The organism is Nitrospirota bacterium, assembly GCA_040755395.1.
In the GTDB taxonomy this organism is placed as follows: Bacteria; Nitrospirota; Nitrospiria; order Nitrospirales; family Nitrospiraceae; genus DATLZU01.
On record JBFMAX010000001.1, the window covers coordinates 762,145 to 783,840 of the forward strand.

20 protein-coding genes and 1 tRNA gene are annotated in these 21,696 nt (G+C 60.2%); 13 read left to right on the forward strand and 8 right to left on the reverse strand.

Translation table 11 applies throughout. From position 1 onward, the window contains the following. Positions 1–65: 65 nt before the first annotated feature. From AB1555_03855 to AB1555_03885, 7 genes are all read left to right on the forward strand, one after another. Entirely contained in the window at positions 66–674 is a 609-nt protein-coding gene (locus AB1555_03855; protein MEW6245827.1) for a type IV toxin-antitoxin system AbiEi family antitoxin domain-containing protein, read from the forward strand. Then, positions 671–1,585 carry a nucleotidyl transferase AbiEii/AbiGii toxin family protein gene (locus AB1555_03860; protein MEW6245828.1) on the forward strand — a complete coding sequence of 305 codons (915 nt, stop codon included), beginning with the start codon at positions 671–673 and terminating at the stop codon, positions 1,583–1,585. Before AB1555_03855 ends, AB1555_03860 begins: the two co-directional genes overlap by 4 nt. 4 nt (positions 1,586–1,589) lie before the next feature. After that, a complete protein-coding gene (locus AB1555_03865; protein MEW6245829.1) occupies positions 1,590–2,351 on the forward strand; it encodes a hypothetical protein in 762 nt (253 codons plus the stop codon). Beyond that, positions 2,233–3,138, forward strand: coding sequence for a DEAD/DEAH box helicase family protein (locus AB1555_03870; protein MEW6245830.1), 906 nt, complete (start codon positions 2,233–2,235; stop codon positions 3,136–3,138). Before AB1555_03865 ends, AB1555_03870 begins: the two co-directional genes overlap by 119 nt. Positions 3,139–3,153: 15 nt before the next feature. Then, positions 3,154–4,329, forward strand: a complete 1,176-nt coding sequence (locus tag AB1555_03875) for a hypothetical protein (GenBank protein MEW6245831.1) — start codon at positions 3,154–3,156, stop codon at positions 4,327–4,329. A 203-nt stretch (positions 4,330–4,532) separates the two neighbouring features. After that, positions 4,533–5,705 (forward strand): PQQ-dependent sugar dehydrogenase, encoded by a 1,173-nt coding sequence (locus AB1555_03880; GenBank protein MEW6245832.1) that lies wholly within the window; start codon positions 4,533–4,535, stop codon positions 5,703–5,705. A 194-nt stretch (positions 5,706–5,899) separates the two neighbouring features. Then, complete coding sequence (locus AB1555_03885) at positions 5,900–6,412, forward strand: PilZ domain-containing protein (protein ID MEW6245833.1); 513 nt, start codon at positions 5,900–5,902, stop codon at positions 6,410–6,412. Positions 6,413–6,451: 39 nt separating this feature from the next. On the opposite strand, the gene AB1555_03890 is transcribed toward AB1555_03885, so the two are convergent. Both AB1555_03890 and AB1555_03895 read right to left on the reverse strand, forming a co-directional pair. Then, a complete protein-coding gene (locus AB1555_03890; GenBank protein ID MEW6245834.1) occupies positions 6,452–9,184 on the reverse strand; it encodes an FtsX-like permease family protein in 2,733 nt (910 codons plus the stop codon). Then, positions 9,181–9,885, reverse strand: a complete 705-nt coding sequence (locus tag AB1555_03895; protein MEW6245835.1) for an ABC transporter ATP-binding protein — start codon at positions 9,883–9,885, stop codon at positions 9,181–9,183. Before AB1555_03895 ends, AB1555_03890 begins: the two co-directional genes overlap by 4 nt. A 67-nt stretch (positions 9,886–9,952) precedes the next feature. On the opposite strand from AB1555_03895, the gene AB1555_03900 reads away from it, so the two are divergent. Then, on the forward strand, positions 9,953–10,729 hold the full coding sequence (locus tag AB1555_03900) for an arylesterase (protein ID MEW6245836.1): 777 nt from the start codon (positions 9,953–9,955) through the stop codon (positions 10,727–10,729). Between the two features lie 81 nt (positions 10,730–10,810). On the opposite strand, the gene AB1555_03905 is transcribed toward AB1555_03900, so the two are convergent. The 5 genes from AB1555_03905 to AB1555_03925 form a co-directional block, all read right to left on the reverse strand. Next, positions 10,811–10,996: a hypothetical protein gene (locus AB1555_03905; GenBank protein MEW6245837.1), complete on the reverse strand. Its 186-nt coding sequence runs from the start codon at positions 10,994–10,996 to the stop codon at positions 10,811–10,813. 141 nt (positions 10,997–11,137) lie between these two features. Further along, on the reverse strand, positions 11,138–12,013 hold the full coding sequence (locus AB1555_03910; protein ID MEW6245838.1) for a hypothetical protein: 876 nt from the start codon (positions 12,011–12,013) through the stop codon (positions 11,138–11,140). Positions 12,014–12,178: 165 nt separating this feature from the next. Further along, positions 12,179–12,949 (reverse strand): DNA-3-methyladenine glycosylase 2 family protein, encoded by a 771-nt coding sequence (locus tag AB1555_03915; GenBank protein ID MEW6245839.1) that lies wholly within the window; start codon positions 12,947–12,949, stop codon positions 12,179–12,181. Continuing rightward, complete coding sequence (locus tag AB1555_03920; protein MEW6245840.1) at positions 12,930–13,202, reverse strand: CDGSH iron-sulfur domain-containing protein; 273 nt, start codon at positions 13,200–13,202, stop codon at positions 12,930–12,932. Before AB1555_03920 ends, AB1555_03915 begins: the two co-directional genes overlap by 20 nt. A 43-nt stretch (positions 13,203–13,245) precedes the next feature. Beyond that, entirely contained in the window at positions 13,246–14,100 is an 855-nt protein-coding gene (locus tag AB1555_03925) for a ChaN family lipoprotein (GenBank protein MEW6245841.1), read from the reverse strand. 466 nt (positions 14,101–14,566) lie between these two features. On the opposite strand from AB1555_03925, the gene AB1555_03930 reads away from it, so the two are divergent. The 4 genes from AB1555_03930 (at position 14,567) to AB1555_03945 (ending at position 20,228) form a co-directional block, all read left to right on the forward strand. Further along, positions 14,567–15,799, forward strand: coding sequence for a hypothetical protein (locus AB1555_03930; protein ID MEW6245842.1), 1,233 nt, complete (start codon positions 14,567–14,569; stop codon positions 15,797–15,799). Positions 15,800–15,881: 82 nt separating this feature from the next. Then, positions 15,882–16,823 carry a MoxR family ATPase gene (locus tag AB1555_03935; protein ID MEW6245843.1) on the forward strand — a complete coding sequence of 314 codons (942 nt, stop codon included), beginning with the start codon at positions 15,882–15,884 and terminating at the stop codon, positions 16,821–16,823. Positions 16,824–16,936: 113 nt separating this feature from the next. Next, complete coding sequence (locus tag AB1555_03940; protein MEW6245844.1) at positions 16,937–18,055, forward strand: DUF58 domain-containing protein; 1,119 nt, start codon at positions 16,937–16,939, stop codon at positions 18,053–18,055. Continuing rightward, a complete protein-coding gene (locus AB1555_03945) occupies positions 18,027–20,228 on the forward strand; it encodes a DUF3488 and transglutaminase-like domain-containing protein (protein ID MEW6245845.1) in 2,202 nt (733 codons plus the stop codon). Before AB1555_03940 ends, AB1555_03945 begins: the two co-directional genes overlap by 29 nt. Before the next feature lie 216 nt (positions 20,229–20,444). On the opposite strand, the gene AB1555_03950 is transcribed toward AB1555_03945, so the two are convergent. Then, positions 20,445–20,519: transfer RNA gene (locus AB1555_03950), tRNA-Gly, on the reverse strand. Between the two features lie 989 nt (positions 20,520–21,508). Here AB1555_03950 and AB1555_03955 point away from each other — a divergent pair. Next, positions 21,509–21,696, forward strand: a 188-nt coding sequence (locus AB1555_03955; protein MEW6245846.1) for a twin-arginine translocation signal domain-containing protein, incomplete at its 3' end; no start/stop codon positions are given.

The window sequence follows — 21,696 nt, forward strand, 5'->3', positions numbered from 1 at the left end:
CCCCTTTCCTTCAGTGGATAAAAACGTTTGCATTTATTCATAAGTGCATGCATATTTATCCACCCATGGGGCTCATCCAATCAGAACGACAAGCGGAAACCATCTTCAGACGCCATCGAGGGGTGCTTAGAACCTCTCATGCCCTGAAACTGGGGATCCATCCCCGTATCCTTTATCGGCTTCGCGATTCAGGACGGCTTGTCACTGTGACTCGTGGCGTGTACCGGCTGGCTGATCTCCCGGAGCCGAGCCAGCCTGACCTCCTCGTCGTAGCGAGCCGCATCCCTCAAGCAGTTATTTGTCTGATCTCAGCCCTTTCGTTTCACGGCATCACCACCCAGATTCCTCATGAAGTCCACATTGCGCTGCCCCGGCGGACCCGTTATCCGCGGCTCGACCACCCACCCACTCGTGTGTTCCTCATGACCGAGGCCGCGTACTCAGAAGGGATCGAGAAGCATTCCATTGAGGGTATGCAGATACGGGTCTATAGCCCGGAAAAGAGCGTCGTGGATTGCTTCAAGTTTCGCAACAAGATCGGGATGGACGTGGCCGTTGAAGCGCTGCGACTCGCCCGGGAACGTAAGCGGGTGACTCCTCAAGCGCTTCTTCACTATGCCCGGCTGTGCCGAGTCGAGCGCGTGATCCGTCCTTATCTGGAGGCCATGACATGACGGCCCGTCACCCGTCTAACCTGCCGGCATCGATCCACCAACGGCTGCTGAACCAAGCCAAACAACAAGGCCGACCTCTTCAAGAATTGCTCCAGTACTTCGCTATCGAACGGTTTCTGTTTCGCTTGAGTCAATCGAACTATGCCACCACGTTTTACCTCAAAGGAGCCCTCATGCTTCGGCTATGGGATGCTCCGCTCTCACGCTCGACCATTGATGTGGACCTCATGAGCCGACACGTCCTGTCTCAGGACGCAATACAGAACATCGTCAAAGAGATATGCGAGCAACAGGTGCCGGACGACGGCTGTCGTTTCGACTCAGCGACCGTGACAGCCCAGCCGATCCGTATCGATAACAATTATGGAGGCATCCGCGTCGACTTCATCGCTCACATTGGCAACATGAAGCTGAGTATGCAGGTGGATGTCGGATTCGGTGATGTGATCGTCCCGGGACCGATTCCAATCGACTTTCCTGCTCTCCTCGATTTTCCCTCGCCACATCTGCTCGCATATTCGCCGGAAAGCGCGATTGCAGAGAAGTTTCAGGCCATGGTGATTCTGGATTCGGCGAATAGCCGAATGAAAGATTTCTATGATATTTCGCTGCTTGCACGTACTCACCCCTTCAAGGGTGCCGTATTGAGTCAGGCCATTCAGGCCACCTTTGAGCGACGGCGCACTCCGCTTCCGCTGGATAGTCCGACTGCACTGACAGATAGCTTTGCAAGAGATCAAACCAAGCAAACCCAGTGGAATGCGTTCGTCCGAAAGGGACGCATCGTTGAGAAGGTACCATTCGGGGAAGTCGTAGAATTGCTTCGGATGTTTCTCATGCCACCAACGTTGGCCGCTGCCAGAGACGAGGGCTTTAAGTTCGATTGGCCGGCCGGCGGACCTTGGAAGTGATCCGATGGTCGATATCTCCGAAAAGCATTTCGAGCAGACGATTGAGACCGTCCTGATCGGAGAGCCTCCGCAGCAGTTACCTGGCGGGGCGAGCCCGGCAAAAGAGCGAGGCGGGGAATACGGCCTCATCAAGCCCGGCGGCTACCGAAAGCGGGCGCCGGAGGACTACGACAAACGACTCTGCCTGATACCTGCCGATGTATTCGACTTCCTTTATGCGACTCAGCCAAAGGAATGGGAAAAGTTCAAAAAGCAGCATGGCGGAGATGCCAAAGACCGACTGCTCACGCGCCTGACTTCCGAGGTGAAGAATCGTGGAACGCTGGAGGTCTTGCGCAAGGGAATCAAATCGGACGGCTGCTCGTTTCGGCTGGCGTATTTCCGCCCATCCAGCGGGTTGAACGAGGAGCTGCAGAAGCTGTACGAAGCCAACCTCCTTCCTTTCAACCAAGGGCGCAACGGCGGCGCCGGCAATTCGCCGGCCTGGAACGGCTTCCCCACGGCCTACCTATGGGAGCGCATCTGGAGCCGCGACAGTGTGCTGAATTTGATCCAGCACTTTGTGCAGGTGGTGGAGGAAGAGGACGACAAAGGCCGCAAGACCGGCGAGCGGTCGCTGATCCTTCCCCCGGTATCACCAGCTCGAGGTGGTCCGGAATCTGGTGCGGGACGCGCAGATTTCCGGTCCCAGTCACCGTTATCTCATTCAACACAGCGCGGGCAGCGGCAAAAGCAACTCGATCGCCTGGTTGGCGCATCAGCTTAGCGTGCTGCATGATGCAGCGGATCGGCGCGTCTTCGACTCCATCATCGTCATCACCGACCGGCGGGTCCTCGACCGCCAGCTCCAGCGGACGGTCCGGCAATTCGAGCAGACGGTCGGGGTAGTGGAGAACATCGATACAACGTCGCGACAACTCAAACAGGCCCTGGAGGACGGCAAGACCCTTATCGTCACGACGCTTCAAAAATTTTCGGTCATTGCCAACGAAATTGGCGCCCTCCCCGGTAAACGGTTCGCGGTCATCATCGATGAAGCCCATTCATCTCAAACGGGAGAAACGACCAAGAGCTTGAAGCTCGTCCTTGCGGCCGGCAGTCTCGAAGTCGCAGAAGAAGAGGACCAGGAGGAAGGAGACGATCTCGAAGACCGTATCGTGGGGGAGGTCAAGAAACGCGGCCAACTGCCCAACGTGAGCTACTTTGCCTTCACGGCGACGCCCAAGCCGAAGACGTTGGAACTGTTCGGCTCGAAACAGGCCGATGGCCGGTATGCACCCTTCAGTCTCTACACCATGCGGCAAGCCATTGAGGAAGGCTTCATTTTGGATGTTCTCCAGAACTACACGACGTACAAGACGTACTGGAATCTGTTGAAGACGATCGCCGAGGATCCGCGGTACGACCGGCACAAGGCGAGCTATCTGCTCAAGTCGTTCGTGGACCTGCATCCCCATGCCATCGAGAAGAAAGTCGCGATCATGGTGGACCATTGTGCCGGCCAGGTCGTCCACCGGATCGCCGGCAAGGCGAAAGCCATGATCGTCACCTGATCGCGGCTCCATGCTGTGCGCTACAAGCAGGCGGTCGATCAGTACCTGAAGGAGAAGGGCTACACGTTCAAGGCGCTCGTGGCCTTCTCCGGCACGGTCCGCGACGGCGGCGCCGACTATACCGAAGCGAACATGAACGGCTTCCCCGAAGCCCAAACGGCCGAGATGTTCAAGCGTGAAGAGTATCGTATCCCGATCGTGGCGTACAAATTCCAGACCGGCTTTGACCAGCCGTTGCTGCACACGATGTACGTCGACAAGAAGCTCGGCGGCGTCAATGCCGTGCAGACGCTCTCGCGGCTCAATCGCGTCGCGCCGGGTAAAGCAGAGACATTTGTCCTCGACTTCGCGAATGAGGCTGAGGAGATTCAGAAGGCCTTCGAGCCCTATTATGATCGGGCGCTGTTGAGGGAAGGCACCGACCCGAACCTCTTGTACGATCTTCAGACGAAGCTCGCGAACTTTCATTTTTACACGACCGACGAGATCAACCGGTTTGCAGCGGTCTATTTCGATCCGAAGGGAACGCAGGACCGGCTGCATGCCGCTCTGCAACCGGCCGTGGATCGTTACCGGGCCGCAAGCGAGGATGAGCGCGTGCCGTTTCGCGGCCATCTGAAGGATTTCGTCAGCCTCTACGCCTTCCTCTCCCAGATCATCACCTTCGTGGACGCTGAGTTGGAAAAGTTATATGTGTTCGGACGGCTCCTTCTCCGGAAACTCCCGGTCACACGCGAACGTCTTCCGGTCGAAATTCAGCGGCAGATCGACGTCGAATCGTATCGCGTTCAAAAGACCGGCAACGGCTCTATCAAACTCAAGCGCGGCGCCGTGGATCTCGAACCGATCAAGTCGAAAGACATTGAAATGCCGTTACCCGAGCAAGTCGAACCGCTTTCCCAAATCATCCGCGAGCTGAATGAACGGTTTGGAACCGCCTTCACCGACGAGGACCGGATCTTTATTGAGCACCTGGAGGCCAAACTGGCGGACAGCGACGCGCTGGAAAAAGCCGTCAAGGTGAACACCCCGGACAATGCCCGTCTCACGTTCGACCACGTGGTAAACGACAAGTTGCAGGAGATGATCGATACGAATTTCAAATTCTACAAGCAGGTGACCGACGATCCGGATTTTGCGAAAACCTTCCTGGACTGGCTCTTCGCCCGGTATCTGAAGAAGGTTCGGTAGTCAGGTAGGCTCCCGAAGAGAACCCTTTTCGACTAAGATAAGGAATCTTGATCGGTTGGGGACGAAGGGTTTGTACGGCTTTCACCCTTTCACGAGCAAACTGAATGCCCCGGCTCACACCGGTCAGCGCGGTCGCCGCGGCCTTGGCGATCCTGTCACTATCCGCCTGCGGGGGTGGGGGCAGTGATGCACCCGGAGCGAACGTGGCTGCCTCGGCATCCTGCCTCGTGGCGCAGGCCCAAGCTCCCCCATCCGCTCCTCCTCCAGTAGCGCCGCCTCCAGGCATCGCGTTGGGACTGGAACAAATCACCCCGGCTCTGAATTTCCCTCTCTTCCTTACCGCCTCGCCCGGCGACAACAACCGACTGTTCGTGGTGGAGAAGGGCGGGCGGATCAGGATCATCAACCGGAACACGAAGGCGCTTCAGGGAACGTTTCTCGACATCACTGCCCTTGTCTCGACCGGCGGAGAACAAGGGCTGCTGGGCCTGGCCTTCGATCCGCAGTACGCCGTGAACCGCCGGTTCTATGTGAGCTACACGGATGCCCAAGGTAGGTCTGTGATCGCCCGTTACCTGACCGATCCCGTGAACCCCGATCAGGCGTTACCTCAAGCCGATCGCGTTTTGCTGACTTTGACCCAACCTTTCGCCAACCACAACGGCGGGATGATCGCGTTTGGACCTGACGGCTTCCTCTACATCGGATTCGGCGATGGCGGAAGCGGCGGCGATCCGCAAAACCACGCCCAGAATCTCAACGACTTGTTGGGCAAGCTGTTGAGGATCGACGTGTCGCAGGCAACCCAGCCGCCTATGCCCGCGTATGCGATCCCGGCAAGTAATCCGTGTGTCGGACAGCCGGGAATTCGTGGCGAACTCTGGAGCCTCGGGTTGCGCAATCCGTGGCGCTTCAGCTTTGACCGAGCTAGCGGCGATCTCTATATCGCCGATGTGGGCCAAAGTGAACGTGAGGAGATCAATGTCTCTTTATCGTCCGACAGAGGGGGAAAGGGATTGAACTATGGATGGAATGTGATGGAGGGTACTCTCTGTTTCCCGATCGGTGCACCATGCAGTCAGGCAAGTCTCACGTTGCCATTCGTTGAGTATGACCACACACAGGGCTGCTCCATCACGGGAGGGTATGTCTACCGAGGGCAAGCCATTGCAAACCTTCAAGGCACCTATTTCTATGCCGACTTTTGCACCGGCTTTGTGCGAAGCTTTCGATTTGTCAATGGCCAGGTCACTGAACATGCCGATTGGGGGTCGCTCAACCCCGGCGGCAACATCACGAGCTTCGGGGAGGACGCCGCTGGCGAGCTGCATGTCATGACCGCTCAGGGCGGACTCTTCCGCATTGTTTCTAACTGAGCCTGGACGGAGGGTGGGCCCTGACCTGGAGACATCCGGAAGCCGTGCCATCAGAGTTTCCCGACCCATCAAAACGCTAGCCATCCATCCTTTCGCGGGGCTTGCGCGGCACGGACGACTTCTTGTAACGTCCGGTTCCGTCGTTGTCGTTCCTTGCTCCGTTCAGGATAGGCGCTCCAGAGGAGCCACTCTGTATGCTGGCCAAGCGGTGTCCCCAGTGCGGGACTTCAAAAGTCCGGTTGGCTCCTCGGCGGACTCTCCTGGACCGGATCTTCAGGGCTTTCACCATCTACCCCCTCCGCTGTCAACTTTGCACCTATCGTTTCCGGTCCTTCCTCGGCCGGCCCAGCGCAAACCCCCGGCGGAGCTACGAGCGGGTGGCCGTCCAGTATCCGGTCTGGTTCCAATCGAGTTTCACGCGCGCATCGGAAGGTTTGGGATACCCCGGCACGATCACCAACCTGTCTATCAGGGGTTGTCGCGTTCGGAGCGCCACCCCGATCCCAAAGGGAGCAAGCCTGCGGCTGGAGTTCCAGCCGTCGCCCTATGATTTGCCGATCACCATCGACGGCGCGGTCGTTCGCTCGCAGGCGGGAAACGCGGTCGGACTTCGCTTTGTGACGGTCTGTCGGGACGAGGAGCGCCGCCTGAGACACCTGCTCGAACCCCGACTCTCCGGTTCCCGCTTCGATGAGCGTCGCCACTGATCTGTTCAGCGCGAACGGCCGATCAATTGTTGCGCTGTCTTATTCCTGTCGCAGCACGGCCAGCGGGCGCTGGCCGAGGATGCGGAAGGTTGTGAGGAAACCGACCGCCAGGGTGAGGGCAACGGTCAGGAGGAAGCCGACCGTCAGGACACCGGGATGGAAGGACCAGGGAAGGTCCAGAATGAAGTGCAGCACCGCCCAGGAGAGCGCGCTGGCCAGGACGGTGCCGATCACACCCGCGACCGCGCCGAGAAGCGCATACTCAGTCGCAAACGACCGAGCGATGAGACCGCGCGTAGCGCCCAACGCTTTGAGGATGACCGACTCGTATAACCGACGGTACCGAGTCGCCGCCAGCGCCGCCGCCATCACGAGCGCGCCGGCCAGGATGCAGAACGTCGCCACGGCCCGGATGGCCAAGGAAAGGCGATCGAGGATGCGGGCGAAACTGTCCAGCACGTCGCCGATGTTGATGGCCGTGACATTGGGAAAGGCGGCCACCACGGCTTGCTGCAACGGGACTTCGTCCCGCGGCGGCACGCGGACCGTGGCGACATACGTGAACGGGGCGCCATCGAGCGAGCCGGGCGACAGGATCATGTAAAAGTTCGTCGAGAAGTTTCCCCACTCGACCTTCCGGATGCTGCTGACCTCCGCCGAGACCGTACTCCCCTGAATCTCGAACTCCACGACCGAGCCCACATCCAGGCCGAGGTTCCGCGCCGCTTCTTCCTCCACCGACACCAACGGTTTGCTGAACACCTGGTTCGGTTTCCACCATTCGCCTCTGACGATCACGTTGTCCTTGGGCAGCCGATCCAGAAACGTCAGGACATATTCGCGGGTGAAGTACCAACTCTTGCGCTTGTCCTGGGGCTTGTCCCGCTCCTCCTCGCCGCCTTCCTCGATCTTCACCGGTCGCCCGTTGATCGCGGACAGGCGAGACCGCACCAACGGCGTCAGTTGCGGGTTGAGGTCGCCGGTTCGTTCATGGAGCAAGCGGACGAACCCGTCGGCCTGGTCGGGCTGAATGTCGATGAAGAAGAAGGTCGGGGCGTCCTCGGGCCGGTTCTCTCCGAGCTGTCGGACGAGCGAGCGCTCCAGCAGCCCGACCGCCACGATGACCATCACCCCGATGCCGACCGACACCATGATGCCGGTCGCTTGCGAACCGGGCCGATACAGATTGCCGATGGCGTGGCGCACTGCCAATGATTTGGGCGCCGGCACCCATCGGATCGCCCGGACAAGGACCGCCGCCGTCAGCAGCAACAACAAGACCGCCAAAATCAACGCGCCGAGGAACAGCAGCCCGACCTTCCATGAGCCGGCCTGCCACATCGAAAGCCCGGCGAGTCCGCCTGTGATACCGATTGCGGTGATCGATCGCACCGGGTCATCCGCGCCGATCGCTCTCAACCAGCGGCCCGGACGGTGCGGCGCACCCGTGGCCTGAGCGGCTTCAGGCCATGCGACCTCCCGGCGAAACATCAGCGCGGGCCGGATCTCGCGGATGCCGAGCAAAGGCCAGACGCTGAACAGCAAGGTGGTGAGCATGCCGAGAGCGATGCCTTTGAAAAGCGGAGGAAGTGAACCCCGGGTCAGGGCCGACGAGAACTCGATCTGCTCCAGCAAATTGGTGGCGAGCATCCCGGCGATGAGACCCGGAAGCAGGTCTTGGAGCGCGACGCCGAGTCCTGCGCCGACCACGCTCCCCAACAACCCGAGAAACAAGGCCTGCCCCAGATAGGTCTTCACGACGGTGGCGGAATCGGCGCCCAGCGTTTTCAGGATCGCGATCGTCTGCAGCTTCTCCCGGAGAAACGCTTGCACCGACGTGGCGACACCGATCCCGCCTACGAACAGGGCGGTCAGTCCGACCAGACCCAGATAACGGGTCAGTTGCTCCAGGAACTGCTTAAGCTGCGGCTGGGCGTCGCGATAGCTCGACACCCTGGCCGACTCCCTTGCCAACCGTCCGCGAAGCTCGTGCAGCAAAGGCTGGATCGGAACCCCTGCTGACACCTTGAGTAAATAGCGCTCGCGCACCCGGCTCCCCGGCTTGATCAGCTCCGCCGCCGCGAGTCCTTCGCGCGAGATCATCACGCGTGGTCCGAGACTGAAGGCGTTGGCCATCCGATCCGGCTCCTTCCGAATCACCCCGGTGATGAGGAACGTCGCCTGTCCGATCTTCAGGCGATCTCCTAGCGAGAGACCCATTCGGATGAGCAACGACTCCTGGACCACCGCGCCGTGACAGGAATGGCCAGGGGTAAGGCGTGAGGGGTCAGGGGTGGGCGAAGGGAGAGAAGCAGGACCTGACGAATCAGGGCAGGAACCTGACGAAAGGGTCAGCAGGTCGGCGAGCGGGAAGTCCGGTTCGACTGTCACGTGGCCATCGAGTGGATATCCGGATTCCACGGCTTTCAACTCGACGATCTGCGTCACCGGGCCGGACCGGACTGGGCTACCGTTCACCGTCGCCGCCATCGCGACCAATTCGCTGACATGGGTCGTGGCGATGCCGCGCGACGTCAGCGAGCGAAGGACCTGCTCCCCGGCCTCGCTCATGGGCCGCGAAGTCCGTACTTCCAGGTCGCCCCCGAGAAGCCCCCGCGCTTCGCGCGTGACGGCCCGTTCGACGTTCGCGGCGAACAGGCCCACGCCGACCAGCGCGCTCACGCCGAGCGCAATGCAGACGAAAAAATAGAGGAAGTGCCGCCAGGCGGCGCGCGTCTCGCGCCAGGCCATGTTCAGCGCGAAGAAGGTCACGATTCCCCCTCCGCTGTTCCGCCTGACGGGGTGATGAGACGGTCGGACTCGACTCGGCCGTCGCGCAGGCTGACGATGCGCTCCATATAGGACGCCAGCATCGGATCGTGAGTGACGAAGACCAGGGTGGTGCCGTGGTCTCGGTGCAACCCTAACAGGAGATCGATCACCTGTTGGCCCGTCGTCGAATCGAGGTTGCCGGTAGGTTCGTCGGCGAGCAGGATGGGCGGCCGGCAGGCGAACGCTCGCGCCACCGCCACCCGCTGCTGCTCGCCGCCGGACAGTTGCACCGGATAATGAGACTGGCGCTCTCCGAGTCCGACAGCCTCCAGCAATTCCGCGGCCCGCTTCTTCGCCTGGGCGTCCCCGTTCAGCTCGAGGGGCACCGAAACATTCTCCAGCGCCGTCAGTGTCGGAATCAGATGGAACGACTGGAAGATGTATCCGATCTTTTCGCGCCGGAAGCGGGCCATCGCGCGCTCCGGCATCGTGGTGATCTCCCGGCCGTCGAGGCGGATGGAGCCCGCGGTCGGCCGGTCCAACCCGGCGATGAGCCCCAGCAAGGTGGATTTCCCGCTCCCGGACGGTCCGACGATTGCGACCCGTTGCTTTTCCGGAATATCGAGGGTGATGTCATCGAGAATGGTCACCGAGCGGCCCCCGGCGGAGAGTCGCATCGTGAGGTGACTGATCGAGATCATTCCTGGTGTTTCCTCTCCCGATGACGTGGCGTTGGCTTCGGCGCGAACCTTATTATACTGTATGCCGATGCGCCGCTCTGCACGCTTCAGTATCTTCCGGCGACGCGCGGTTGCTGCACTGTGTCCGCTGCTCGCGGGTTTGGTTCTGCTCGGCTGCGACCAGAGACCGGAGCCGCCCTCCGTTTCCCCTCCCGCTCCGCCCGGCAACTCACGCGACGGATTCAGCGAGCGGCTTGGAACAGATGGCGCTGCTCAGTCAGAACGCGCCAGCCATCCAAGCGCGGATGACCGACCTCGTATCGTCGCGTTCGGGGACAGTCTCACCGCCGGCCTCGGTGTGGCGCCCGAGGACTCCTATCCTGCGCACCTGCAACGACGGCTCGACACGGCCGGCTACCGCTATCGCGTCATCAACGCGGGGATCAGCGGAGAGACGACCGCAGGCGGGCTCCGCCGCGTCCCCTGGATTCTGCAGAGCAGGCCCAGTCTCGTAATCCTGGAACTGGGCGGCAATGACGGGCTGCGCGGGTTGAACGTGGAAGAGACACGATCGAACCTGGAGCAGATCATCGAGCGCCTGCTGGCGGAAAAGGTCCCCGTTGTGCTGGCCGGTATGAAGCTGCCGCCGAATTACGGGGCGGACTATACATCGCGCTTCGAAGCGATCTATCCCGAGCTGGCTAAAACCTATGGGCTGACCTTGATCCCGTTCTTTTTGGAAGGAGTCGCGGCGAAGGCGACTCTCAACCAGGCCGACGGCATTCACCCGACGGGAGAGGGCTATCGTCTCATCGCCGAGAACATCTTCCGAACGATTGCACCCTTGCTCGCGGAACCCCCGTAAGTCTGGTCTCATGACAAAAAGGCCCTCACGCCGGCCGGCGCGAGGGCCCTTTCGCTCGATCACCCGCTCGCTAAACCGCTATCAGGATTTCTTGAAGAACGTGTCGTACACGCCGTATCCCAATATGAGAGCGATGAGTGTGTAATACATATAGGAGATGCCGCTGTAATCCGGCGCCCCGCCCTTCGGCTCATTGGCGAGGGCCACGGATACGTTGCCGGCGATGACCGCACCGACAGTCACGATTCTAGCGATCAGATTGCTCATAACGATGACCTCCTCGTGTGGTTCGGGATTTCCGGACAAAACGGCGCCGATTGTACTCAACTTCCTGGAGGAGACGCAAGGGTAAGATGCAGAAAAGGCAGAAGTAAGAATTTTCTCAGAGTTCCAACGGCTTGGGACAAATCAACCGGCAGACGGATTCCCCAGGGCCTTGAGCGCCGCTGCCAACTCTTGAAAGGACCCCGCCAAGGCTTCCAATCGCGAACCCTTTTCCATGAGTTCGCCGGCGAGGGTTTTCATCTGGCCGTCGAAGTGCCCTATCTCTCTGGAGATGTCCAACATCCGGGCGAGCATGGCCTTGTAGGAGGCCAATTCCTGCTGGAGTTCCTTGCAAGCGGCCTGCGCGGACTTGGCCTCGTCCAGTGACACCTGGAGTTGCTGGGTAAGACGGCCGACATAGGCCTCCCGATCCCGCATGTCGGCTTCCAATGCCAATTGCACCTCTTCGCTCTCCCGGCGACGGTCCTCCAAGTTCCTGATGGCTTGAATCCAGGAAGCGACCTCCCCGGTTTTCAGCGCCGGCGTTTCAGGAAGCGGCTGGCCTTTTTCCAGAGCCCTCACCGCCGGCTGCAGCCATTCCATAAAGATCATGATCTCGCTGAGCTTGACATCGGCCGCCGAGTTGGGTGAAGACGTTTCAGGCTGAGGGGCCTGCGGTCTCGGCTCCCGCGGTCTTTTGGCGGCTGCGCGGGGTTGCGACCAGCGGTGATATTCCAGCAACACGGCGACGCAATGCCGGCACATGGGCTCTTCAACCAAGGTGCAGGTGCACTTGGCCAACAGATGCCCGTCCTTCAGCTTGATCGTTTGCTCATAGAGGCCCGAATTGCCGATGACAGCGGAAGCAATCTGCGATTCGTCGGCTTCGACGATCCGGACGCGATTCTCGGACAGGTATTGATGTCCGATCTGGAAGGCGGAAATCTCGACGACTGATTGGATCATGGGCGGGTCAAGCAGGCTCAGTCGGTCGGCGGTACAGGGAATGCGGTTGCGCATGACGGAAGTCCTTTTTGCTGACCGACGCAGCGATTCTGCAGATTGTGGCTTCCCCGTCCGCTGCACAAAGGAGCAAGGAATCGCGCATATGATGACCGAGAGCCCTCCCCAAATGCCACTAGCCAATGGAGGGGTCCCCCCATCGAAATTGGCAGGCTCCCCGTCTCAGCGGGCCTCACCCGTTTCCTGCCTCCGTGTGGCCGGCTTCTCGCGGGGCCTTCTTGTTCGTAGGCTTTTCCACAGGTACCAGCAGGCAATGGTTTCATACGGATGCCAAGCTTGACCGATCTTCCGGAGTCGGGTCGGAACGGGCAGGTTTCTCAGTTCGTAGCTCCGTTGCACCGCTTTGCGGATGCCCAAGTCATCCACCGGCAGGACATCCGAGCGATTGAGCGAAAACATCAGAAACATCTCGGCCGTCCATCGTCCGATCCCGTGGATCGAGACGAGCGAGGCGATGATCTCCTCGTTGGACTGTCGCACGAACCGCCTCGGCGTGATCCGTCCATCCTGGAATCCGGCGGCCAGGTCTTTGAGGTACCGGGCCTTTTGCCTGGAGACTCCGGCGGTCTTCAGTACCGACGCCGGAGTCTTCGCAACGGATCGAGGTGTCGGCCGTCCAGCCGGGTACAGAGCCAGAAAGCGATCGAAGATGGTTTCGGCGGCCTGGGCGGAGAGTTGCTGGGAAATGATCGAGTCGCAGAGGGTCACGAAGTAGTCGCGGCGCGGCGCTAACCTGCACGGGCCGACATGCGAGATGAGCTCGCGCATGATCGGATCGACGCGCCGGAGATGACGGTAGGCCGCGGCGTATCCGTTCCGCGAACGGAGGGTTGAGCGTCGGCCTCGTGCGGGTTGGTTGTCTCCGAGCAGCGCCATGTCGTTCGCGAGCAGCCGGACGCGCCGGCGGCGCTTCTCACCGCCCCCCGCTTCCACCCTTATCGGTTACCGACAGACGGGAATGCGTTCCATCGCAAAACGGCGGGGTCTTGGTGTGTTTGCAGCCGCAAAAGGCTACCTGTTTTCTCTCCGCAACGGTCACCTCCATCGGCGAGAACTCGGTCCCCGTATGGGATCCGTCGCAAAACGGTTGGGTCTTCGATCGGCCGCAGCGACACCAATACACCGTGCCGGGACCCACGTCCACGACATAGGGCCCCCGCTGGGCAATCACAAGAGGATCCGGCATGACGTCCTCCTTCAAACTCGCTCCCGCCTCGCTCCGCGCGCGTTCATCGGCACCGACGAGGCGGACCTTGTGACCCCGTGGGAGTCAACCAGAGATAGTCGGCAATGCCGTCTTTGAGCAGCTCACGAATCTCATCCTGGCGGTCGGCTTGGAAGGAGCTCAGGTACACGGTCAGTTGCCGAACTCCATCGGAGAAACGCCGTGCGACTCGTTTCGGCACCGGCAACCGATACTGGATATGGCCGCCGCCGGTGTAGCTGAGGATCGGACCCATTTGAGACCCCGGACCGATTTGAAACGTCCGCAGGGCTTCGACGATGGTTTTGGCCATGGCTTCATCGCGGAACATCGACGCTTCATACATGCCTTGATAGTCCGCGTCTGACCCGCCTCCATGACAAAGCCGGAGCTGCCGCACAATCGTCTCCCGATACACCGGATCATCGACGATCTCTTCCTGCGCCATCCCCCACCGTGCCATTTCCAAGTCGGCTCGGGCCTCCGCTAATCCGCGCTTCGCCACCTGCCGGACCAGCGAGCGCGGGGGGTTCAGCGCGCGCACGGGCAGCCGATGTTCCCGGGCGAATGCGATCAAAGGCTCGTAATCCTCGTAGGCTCCGCCCCAATTTTCGCGCCAACGGGCCTCCTCCAGAAATTGCGACTTGGCCATGTCCGACTCGGCGAGATACCGATCCAATCCGGTCTGGCCATCCCAGCCGAACATCTCGATGGCCAGGACGGGCTTTCGCCCCTTGGCGATCAGCGCATTCAAGACCCGGAGCGCGGCGTCAACATGAAACCGGTTGCGATGTTCCTCACCGAGATAAATGACGTCCCAAGAACCCAGGGAATCGAGCCATTCCTCCAGGGGCACCGCGAGCCCGGTCCTGGCTTCCAACAGTTGCCACTCCCGAAATGATCCGGATTCGACAACCGGAGATGGTGGACGAAGCGGCAGTTCCGAACCCCAGATCAAAGGGAGGGGCTCGGCGACCGTCATGCAGAACATCGCACCGAGCCCCAACCATTGGACGAGAAGAGGTGGTCTACTGAAGAAGGTCCGGACAGTCATCACGGTCTTACCTAGCATATGAAGGGAACGGCGGCAAGGCGCGACCTTGACTGGAACGAAGCGCGGCCGCTATTCTCCGGGCGGCGTCAACAATCGGACAGGTCACCGCTCCCCCGCCGTTATGGGTCTCGATCCCCAGTCTCTCGCCGACTTTCGAATCCGACTCAAACGTGTCCGGGAAACCGATGAAGAGCGATGGCGGGCTTCCCGTCGCCTTGTCGAGCCCGCGCATGTGCGCCATACCTTGAATCGGTTGTGCGTTGCGCTTCGGGAGGCCTCCCTTGCGGAGGATATGAAGACAGCCCTCCTGTCGGCCATTCGTTCAGGAAACGCCGAGAGGTTACAAGACCTGTCCGGAGAAAGGTTGAAAGACCTGACCGGGCTTCCCCCGACCAAAGCGATCCGGGCCCTCTGTATCCTCTTGAACCAGGCCGATGAACCGCGATCGGCCCTGCCCGTCTCAAACCTGACGGCCTCTCAAGTCGAACGCCTGGTTCGTGCCCATCGCAACCCGTTCGATCTGTTGCTCGAAGCCGACGTGGCCTCGCTCCTCGACCTGGGAGCCGGCGATCTGTCCTTCGCGGCGGAGCTGGTCGATCACTATCTCCCGCACCTCGCAAAAAAAAGGCAGCCGCTCGTTCTCCACTGCCTAGACCGCCTCCGGCCCGGCTCCAGACTGGGAGGCCCGCTGCATGCCCGCCAAGATCGGCTCGAACGGCTCACGCGTCTGGAGCTCCTGGAGTTCAGCTTTTTCGGCGGTCAGGATATGTTCGCCCTCGACCCTTTGGTGCAGAATGGGGAAATTGCCTCCCGCTACACCGTGGTGACGTGTTGGGCTCCGGCGACGCCCACCTTCGCCTATGAACCGACGAGGCTGTCGCGCGCGATGATCGAGGCCGACCTGCGACGGACCAAAGGGGCGTTCCGGACGGTCGAGGTCGACGGAGAAGCCGCGCTGGAAGTCCAACATGAGGGGCGGACGCTGCTGTTCCCTCCATGGAAATTCGACATACGCGGACCGCTGGCCTTACTGGACCTCGTTGCTCGCCGCGGGCTGCTTGCGGTGCTCGGCGCGGTCGATACGCAGGTCTTCTGGGAACTTCTGTCCCAGCTCGTTGCCGATCCGGCCGTTCGGCCGTCCGATCAAATCTTGACGCCATCCCTGCTGGCGGACCTCTTCGGCCCCGTCTATCGCCGTTTGGAGGAGTTGCCGATCGGCGGCTCGCTGGTGCTGAATGACCTGATGACCCTCAGGCCTGACATACCGCGCGTCCTTGGTGGGCTCCGCGAACATGGCTCCTCGTTTCGATTCCGGTACGTCGAAGTCAGGCGAGGCGCTGTCTTTGCGGGGATCCCGGCCAGCAGCACGGCGAGGCTCTTTCAGAGCATGAGTCAGGAGGCCCCTCCGTGGTTCATGATTCTCGTCCCTGATTCTACCGAAGACCATCGCCAGGCACTCACGAAGCGCGACGAACCGACTGCCGAGGAGAGCCGCGAGGAGCGCACACAATCTAGGGAAAATTGACGCTCTCCAGACCCTCTGCTAGACTTCGCCAGTGTCCCGCCGATCCTTGAGCTTGGCTCATTTTCACCGATAGATCCCGACCGTGGACGCTGCAAAGGCTATCCGTTCCATCCAAGACAACGTCGAGCGCGTGATCAAGGGCAAACCCCGCGTGATCGAAATGGCGGTGGTCTGTCTCTTGGCGAGAGGGCACCTGCTCATCGAAGATGTCCCGGGAGTGGGGAAGACCACTCTCGCGCACAGCTTGGCCCGCTCAATCGACTGCTCATTCAAACGAATCCAGTTCACCAGCGACTTGTTGCCTTCGGATATTTTGGGCATCTCGATGTTTAATCGGCAGAAACAGGCCTTCGAGTTCATGCCCGGGCCCATCTTCGCCAATATCGTCCTGGCGGACGAGATCAACCGCACGACGCCCAAGACGCAAAGCAGCCTTCTGGAAGCGATGAGCGAGGCGCAAGTCTCGGTGGACAGCCAGACATATCCGCTCCATCAGCCGTTCATGGTGATCGCCACTCAAAACCCCGCTGAATACCACGGCACATTTCCCCTCCCGGAATCTCAGCTCGATCGGTTTCTCATGCGGATTCGGATCGGCTACCCGGCCCCGGAGGAAGAGAAAAAGGTTCTGGACCGTCCCCAATCGCTGCATCCTGCCGAAGACTTGCAGCCGGTGATGACCGGGGAAGAAGTCCTGGATCTCCAACACCGTGTGGAAAAGGTCCGGCTTGATGAGAGCTTGATGGACTATCTCCTTGCGATCGTCCTGGCGACGCGCCGCAGCGAACAATTGGCTCTTGGCGTCAGCACCAGAGGCGCGCTCGCCCTCTGCAAGGCCGCCAAGGCCCTGGCGTTGGTCCGCAACCGAGACTTCTGCCTGCCCGACGACATCAAGGAGATGGCCCCGATCGTGCTGTCGCATCGGGTCATGCTGAAACACGGACAAGGGATCAGGGGCAAGGGCGTCGACCAGGCCGAGCAAGTGATTCTCGATATCCTGGAGACGGTTCCCGTCCCTCTGTAAGAGCCGATTTCCGCCCGCGAATCGGCCGAGTGCGGACAAACCTTTCGGTCGCTTCCTCTGTTTCGTCTCGACTCGCCATGACAGCCGCGCGCCTGCAGACACTGAGAGCGTTCTTGCGCCGATTCTCTCCCAATCGCTCGGTCCGGCTGACGGGCGAGGGAACCCGCTTCGTTCTTTTCACCTTGGCGGTCGGTGTTGCCGCCGTCAATACCGGCAACAACCTCTTCTATTTGCTGCTTGCGATGATGCTCAGCCTGATCGTGATCTCGGGCCTGCTGTCGGAGCAGTGCCTGAGGCGGCTCGAGTTCCGGCGGCGAGTGCCCGATTACCTCATCGCCGGCCAACCGGCCGCCGCCGCGCTGTCGGTGCTGAACCGCAAGCCCTGGCTGCCCAGTTTTTCTCTCCGCATCGCGGATATGGTGGGCGGCATGGCCGTCGAACGGGGCATTCATGTCCCGCATCTGGGACCGCGATCTTCCATCCTTCTCTCTTATCCGCTGCTGATCACGCGCAGAGGACTCCATCGGCTCGAGGGAGTCAGGGTGATGACGCCGTTCCCCTTCGGGCTCTTTCTAAAAAGCGCCTTCGTTCCGCTCGAAACGACCGTCATCGTGTGTCCGGAAATCAAACCGGTCCCCGATGGACTGATTCGTGAGTTGATCGCGGAGGGTCATGAACTGGCGATCCCACGCCGCGGGCAAGGGGTCGATCTGTACAATCTCCGACTCTACCGGCCGGGCGATGATTCACGCGCGATCCACTGGATGACCACGGCTCGCACGTCCAAGCTGATCGTTCGCGAGACGGAAGCGGAGGACCAACGCCGCGTTACGCTTGCGCTGTCGACCGTTGCGCCGCAGGAACACCAAGAGAGCTTCGAGCAGGCCGTCATCTTAACGGCTTCTCTTGCCGTGTTTTTTCACGATCGCGGATTCGCGCTGCGGGCGCTCGTCGGAGACCGAGAGATTCCTCCGGCTTCAGGGGAACGTCAGCTTTACTCAATCCTGCACGCGCTGGCCTTGTGCGGGATGGCGGAGCCCGCGGCGGCCGAGCCGGTCCGGGAGACGTTCAGACGGGCGCTCGCCTCCGGCGACCTTGCCGACAGTTCGATCGCGATCTTGCCCTGGCCGGACCTGGAGATCATTCACGCGTGTCGACACGTGACTCGTCGGGTTGATATGACCGAGTATCAGGACGCGGTGTATGAAGATCGATCAGGCATTCCGGCTTAGCTCGATCCTGCTTGCGGCTGCGGCGTTTTGCGGCTTGGCCATGGCGACGGGACTGTCCGTCTGGATCCTCGCTCTTGGAGGCACCGCGTTGGTTGCCCGGCTGTTCCAAATCGGCTGGCGCCGGGCGGAAGGGCGCGGGTCGTTCATCAACCTTTCTTCCGCTACATGGAATGTGCTTCTGGTGCTGGCCTTCGCGGGCTTTTGGGTCGATCTGCTGTGGATCTCGCAGGATCTCCTGCCGGCCGGGGTCCACTTTCTGATCGCGCTCCTCGTCAACAAGTTGTTCAATCTTCATCAACGCCGCGACTTCCTACACCTGTACGCGATCAGTCTCATGGCCATCCTCGCGTCCGCGGCGCTCACCACGGAAGTCTGGTACGCCACGGTCTTCTTTGCCTATCTCCTCACGGCTGTATGGACGCTGCTGCTCTACCACCTGACAAAAGAAACCGAAGAGGCGGTCTCCACTACGCCTCGTCCGGTCGGAGTCGCGGAGTCGTTCCGCGCGGGCGGCCGCATTACGCCGCGATTTTTCTGGACGACGAATGCCATAGCGATGGGCGCTTTCTGCCTCACGTTGGCCATCTTTTTCGCCATTCCGCGGATCGGAGCGGGATTCTTTCACAAGAGTCGCACCGAAGGGTTGAAAACCTCCGGCTTTTCCGACAGGGTAGACCTCGGCGTGATCGGCTCGATCAAACAGGATGCAAGCATTGTCATGCGAGTGGAGTTAGCGGATCGCTCGAGACCGGCCACGGAGCGCTTGTATCTTCGGGGGGTCGCCTACGACCGCTATAACGGCCGTTCGTGGAGTAACAGTTTTACCCACCGCCGCATTCTTCCCGAGAGCGCTCCGGGCACGTTTCGCATGCCCGGCTCCGTCGGCCGATCAACGGACAAAGGTTCGCAGAAGGAAGGGCTCCGGCAGGACGTTCTGCTGGAAGCACTGGACACCACGGTGCTGTTCAGCGTCCCGTTCGCCGATTCCGTTTCCGGCGAGTTCTTGACTGTTCAGGGGGATATCATGGGCGCCTTGTACCTGCCGTCCCCGCCCACGACCAGGCTTGAATATACCGTAGTGTCTCATGACAACCAATTGACGGAAGAAGACAAATCAAAGACGACATTCACCTATCCCGATTTTGTTCGGGCTCACTTTCTCCAACTTCCGCCGATCAGCCCTCAGGTGACCGAATTGGCCGCGCATGTTACCGAACAGGCAAACACCCCTTATAGGAAGATGCTTGCGATCAAACACCACCTCCTGGAACAGTACCGATACAGCCTGGATGTCGGCTCAACGCTCACCGTAAGGCCGTTGGAGGATTTCCTTTTTACGCGCAAAACGGGGTACTGCGAGCATTACGCGACGGCGATGGTCGTGTTGCTGAGGTCGATCGGCGTTCCGGCCCGATTGGTCACGGGTTTTCTCGCCACCGAATGGAACGATTTCGGCAATTACTATACGGTGCGCCAGAAGGACGCCCACGCGTGGGTCGAAGTGTTCTTCCCTCATTCCGGATGGATTACAGCGGACCCGACCCCTACGATCGGAGAAAGCGCTCCGGATCTCTGGTGGCAATCCATCGGCAGAGTGATGGACTCAGTCCGACTTCGATGGGATCGCCTGATCGTTCAGTACAGCGCCAGCGACCAACTCGCGGTGGTCCAGGGAATTCGGGAGGGCGGCGACTCGCTTCGCATAAAGATTTCCCAGTCGCTCACGGGCTGGCTGAACCCGCTGTCGAACGCCATGACTCGCGTCAGTCGGCTCGCGCGACAGGCCGATCCGAGTCAGCTCGCGGTGATGCTTACGCTGGTGATGCTGGGCGGCGCCTTCTTCGTGGTGTTGATTCGGCAGATGATCCGGCCGAGGCGCGGCGACGGCGGAGAATGCCCAGCCGACCAGCGCACCGTCATTCAGGTTTACAATCGCATGGTCGATCTTCTTGCCGCTTATGGACTGACAAAAGCGCCGAGTGCTGCTCCGATCGAGTTTGCAAAACAGGTCTGCCGAGAGAGGAATGACGCCGGCTCGCTGGTGGAGGCGTTGACTCAGTTCTATTGCCGCGTACGATTCGGGAAGACCCCCCTTACCCTTGAAGACCTCGCTTGGGCCGACCAGCTTCTCGCACAACTTCGCACTGTATTACGCTCTTCCGGCAACGCCTAACAAAGCCCCGTCGTCCACCGTCCCGAGGAGTCCGTAACCTCATCTAGGCAGTCTTTTCCTGTTGTGGCTGCGACCCGTGCAATCCGTCTGAAGCTCGGCTCGCTCCCAACGAAGAATTTTCCAGGGCTTCGTGACCATGGTTTCGGCGCAGACACGCCGGCATAGACCATGCCAGGAAGAAACCCGGGGGAAAATCCTTGCGGGTGGGGCTGAATTTGGAGCGGGAAACGGGATTTGAACCCGCGACCCTCGCCTTGGCAAGGCGATGCTCTACCACTGAGCTATTCCCGCCCCAGCAGTGGAGTCGAAATTCTAAAGAGGCAGACCATGCCTGTCAAGCTACGCACCAACGCTGGAGCTTGCAGGTGCGCGAACAGAAGTCAAGCTCTGGATTGCTAGAAAGACTGGTCGAAAACAGGCTGGCACGCTGCACAAAAGAAGAGACGGGTTCCATTCACCCTGCCATCTTACATCTAATCCCGCTGCAAAATTCCACCCGCCCTATCTCTTCCAACAAACAGATCGCGACCTGAGACAAGCAGCGGATGGAGAGAAGCCACTGAGCGAGGAGACGGATGGCTGCTCCGAGCATCTGAGCAAAGTAGGCCAGCTCCGCCCCCGGTGAGGGGAACATCCAACCGCCATCAGTCAACGTGGGACCCTGTCACCCGTTCCCCCCAAGGGCACCTGCTGCAAGACACTGGCTTTACGGATGACTTCATGCATGGATCTGGACGGGGTCACCCACTGCTCTAACCAGCGTCGCTGGTCGCGGCCTCAGGATCATGAAGGCCATTCCGCAAAATCTACTCAACGATTCTTCCTGCCTTTGAATTTCTCCTGTTACGCACACGGCTGGAGTTACTTTCGGGTAACATCGCCATGGAGGTATTGAATCGATTGATTTAACTTGTTTTTTCGAACTTGCCGAAATTGGCGACGACTTTAATCGATACGATTTCTTCACATTCATACAAATCCTATTCCCTCGCAATATTCAATGCAGGTAACGAGATCATGTCGTATTTTCGCTAGGTTGCGACATCGGCGCGCGACGAAGTACGTGTTGGTTCAGATGTTGCGAACTACACGACCGTTTTCGCTCATGGTGTGTGGACTGCCGGAAACACTCATGAGATCGCTTAATGAGGCACGCTGAAGAAAGTTGGGATCTCACGAGAATCCTAAAGAAGGGGGGTGGGAAGGACATTCTCCGCAGGAGAAGGGGAGAGCGAACAGCGATCGTTTGGTAGCAAGTCATTAAGCAGGAGGGACACGCTATGCAGGTTTCACGACGGCAATTCTTGAAAGTCTCAGCGGGGACGGTCGCCGCGGTGGCCTTGGCCGACAAGGTCTTGGCCTTGACGGCCCTGCAGCCGGTCATCGAGGTCGGCAACCCCCTGGGCGACTATCCCGATCGGTCCTGGGAGCGGGTCTACCACGACCAGTACCGCTATGACTCCTCGTT

Coding starts and splice junctions, on each gene's coding strand:
- AB1555_03855 (MEW6245827.1), top strand. CDS start 66: ATGGGGCTCATCCAATCAGAACGACAAGCGGAAACCATCTTCAGACGC.
- AB1555_03860 (MEW6245828.1), top strand. CDS start 671: ATGACGGCCCGTCACCCGTCTAACCTGCCGGCATCGATCCACCAACGG.
- AB1555_03865 (MEW6245829.1), top strand. CDS start 1,590: ATGGTCGATATCTCCGAAAAGCATTTCGAGCAGACGATTGAGACCGTC.
- AB1555_03885 (MEW6245833.1), top strand. CDS start 5,900: ATGCTGGCCAAGCGGTGTCCCCAGTGCGGGACTTCAAAAGTCCGGTTG.
- AB1555_03895 (MEW6245835.1), bottom strand. CDS start 9,885: ATGATCTCGATCAGTCACCTCACGATGCGACTCTCCGCCGGGGGCCGC.
- AB1555_03900 (MEW6245836.1), top strand. CDS start 9,953: ATGCGCCGCTCTGCACGCTTCAGTATCTTCCGGCGACGCGCGGTTGCT.
- AB1555_03905 (MEW6245837.1), bottom strand. CDS start 10,996: ATGAGCAATCTGATCGCTAGAATCGTGACTGTCGGTGCGGTCATCGCC.
- AB1555_03910 (MEW6245838.1), bottom strand. CDS start 12,013: ATGCGCAACCGCATTCCCTGTACCGCCGACCGACTGAGCCTGCTTGAC.
- AB1555_03920 (MEW6245840.1), bottom strand. CDS start 13,202: ATGCCGGATCCTCTTGTGATTGCCCAGCGGGGGCCCTATGTCGTGGAC.
- AB1555_03930 (MEW6245842.1), top strand. CDS start 14,567: ATGAAGACAGCCCTCCTGTCGGCCATTCGTTCAGGAAACGCCGAGAGG.
- AB1555_03945 (MEW6245845.1), top strand. CDS start 18,027: ATGAAGATCGATCAGGCATTCCGGCTTAGCTCGATCCTGCTTGCGGCT.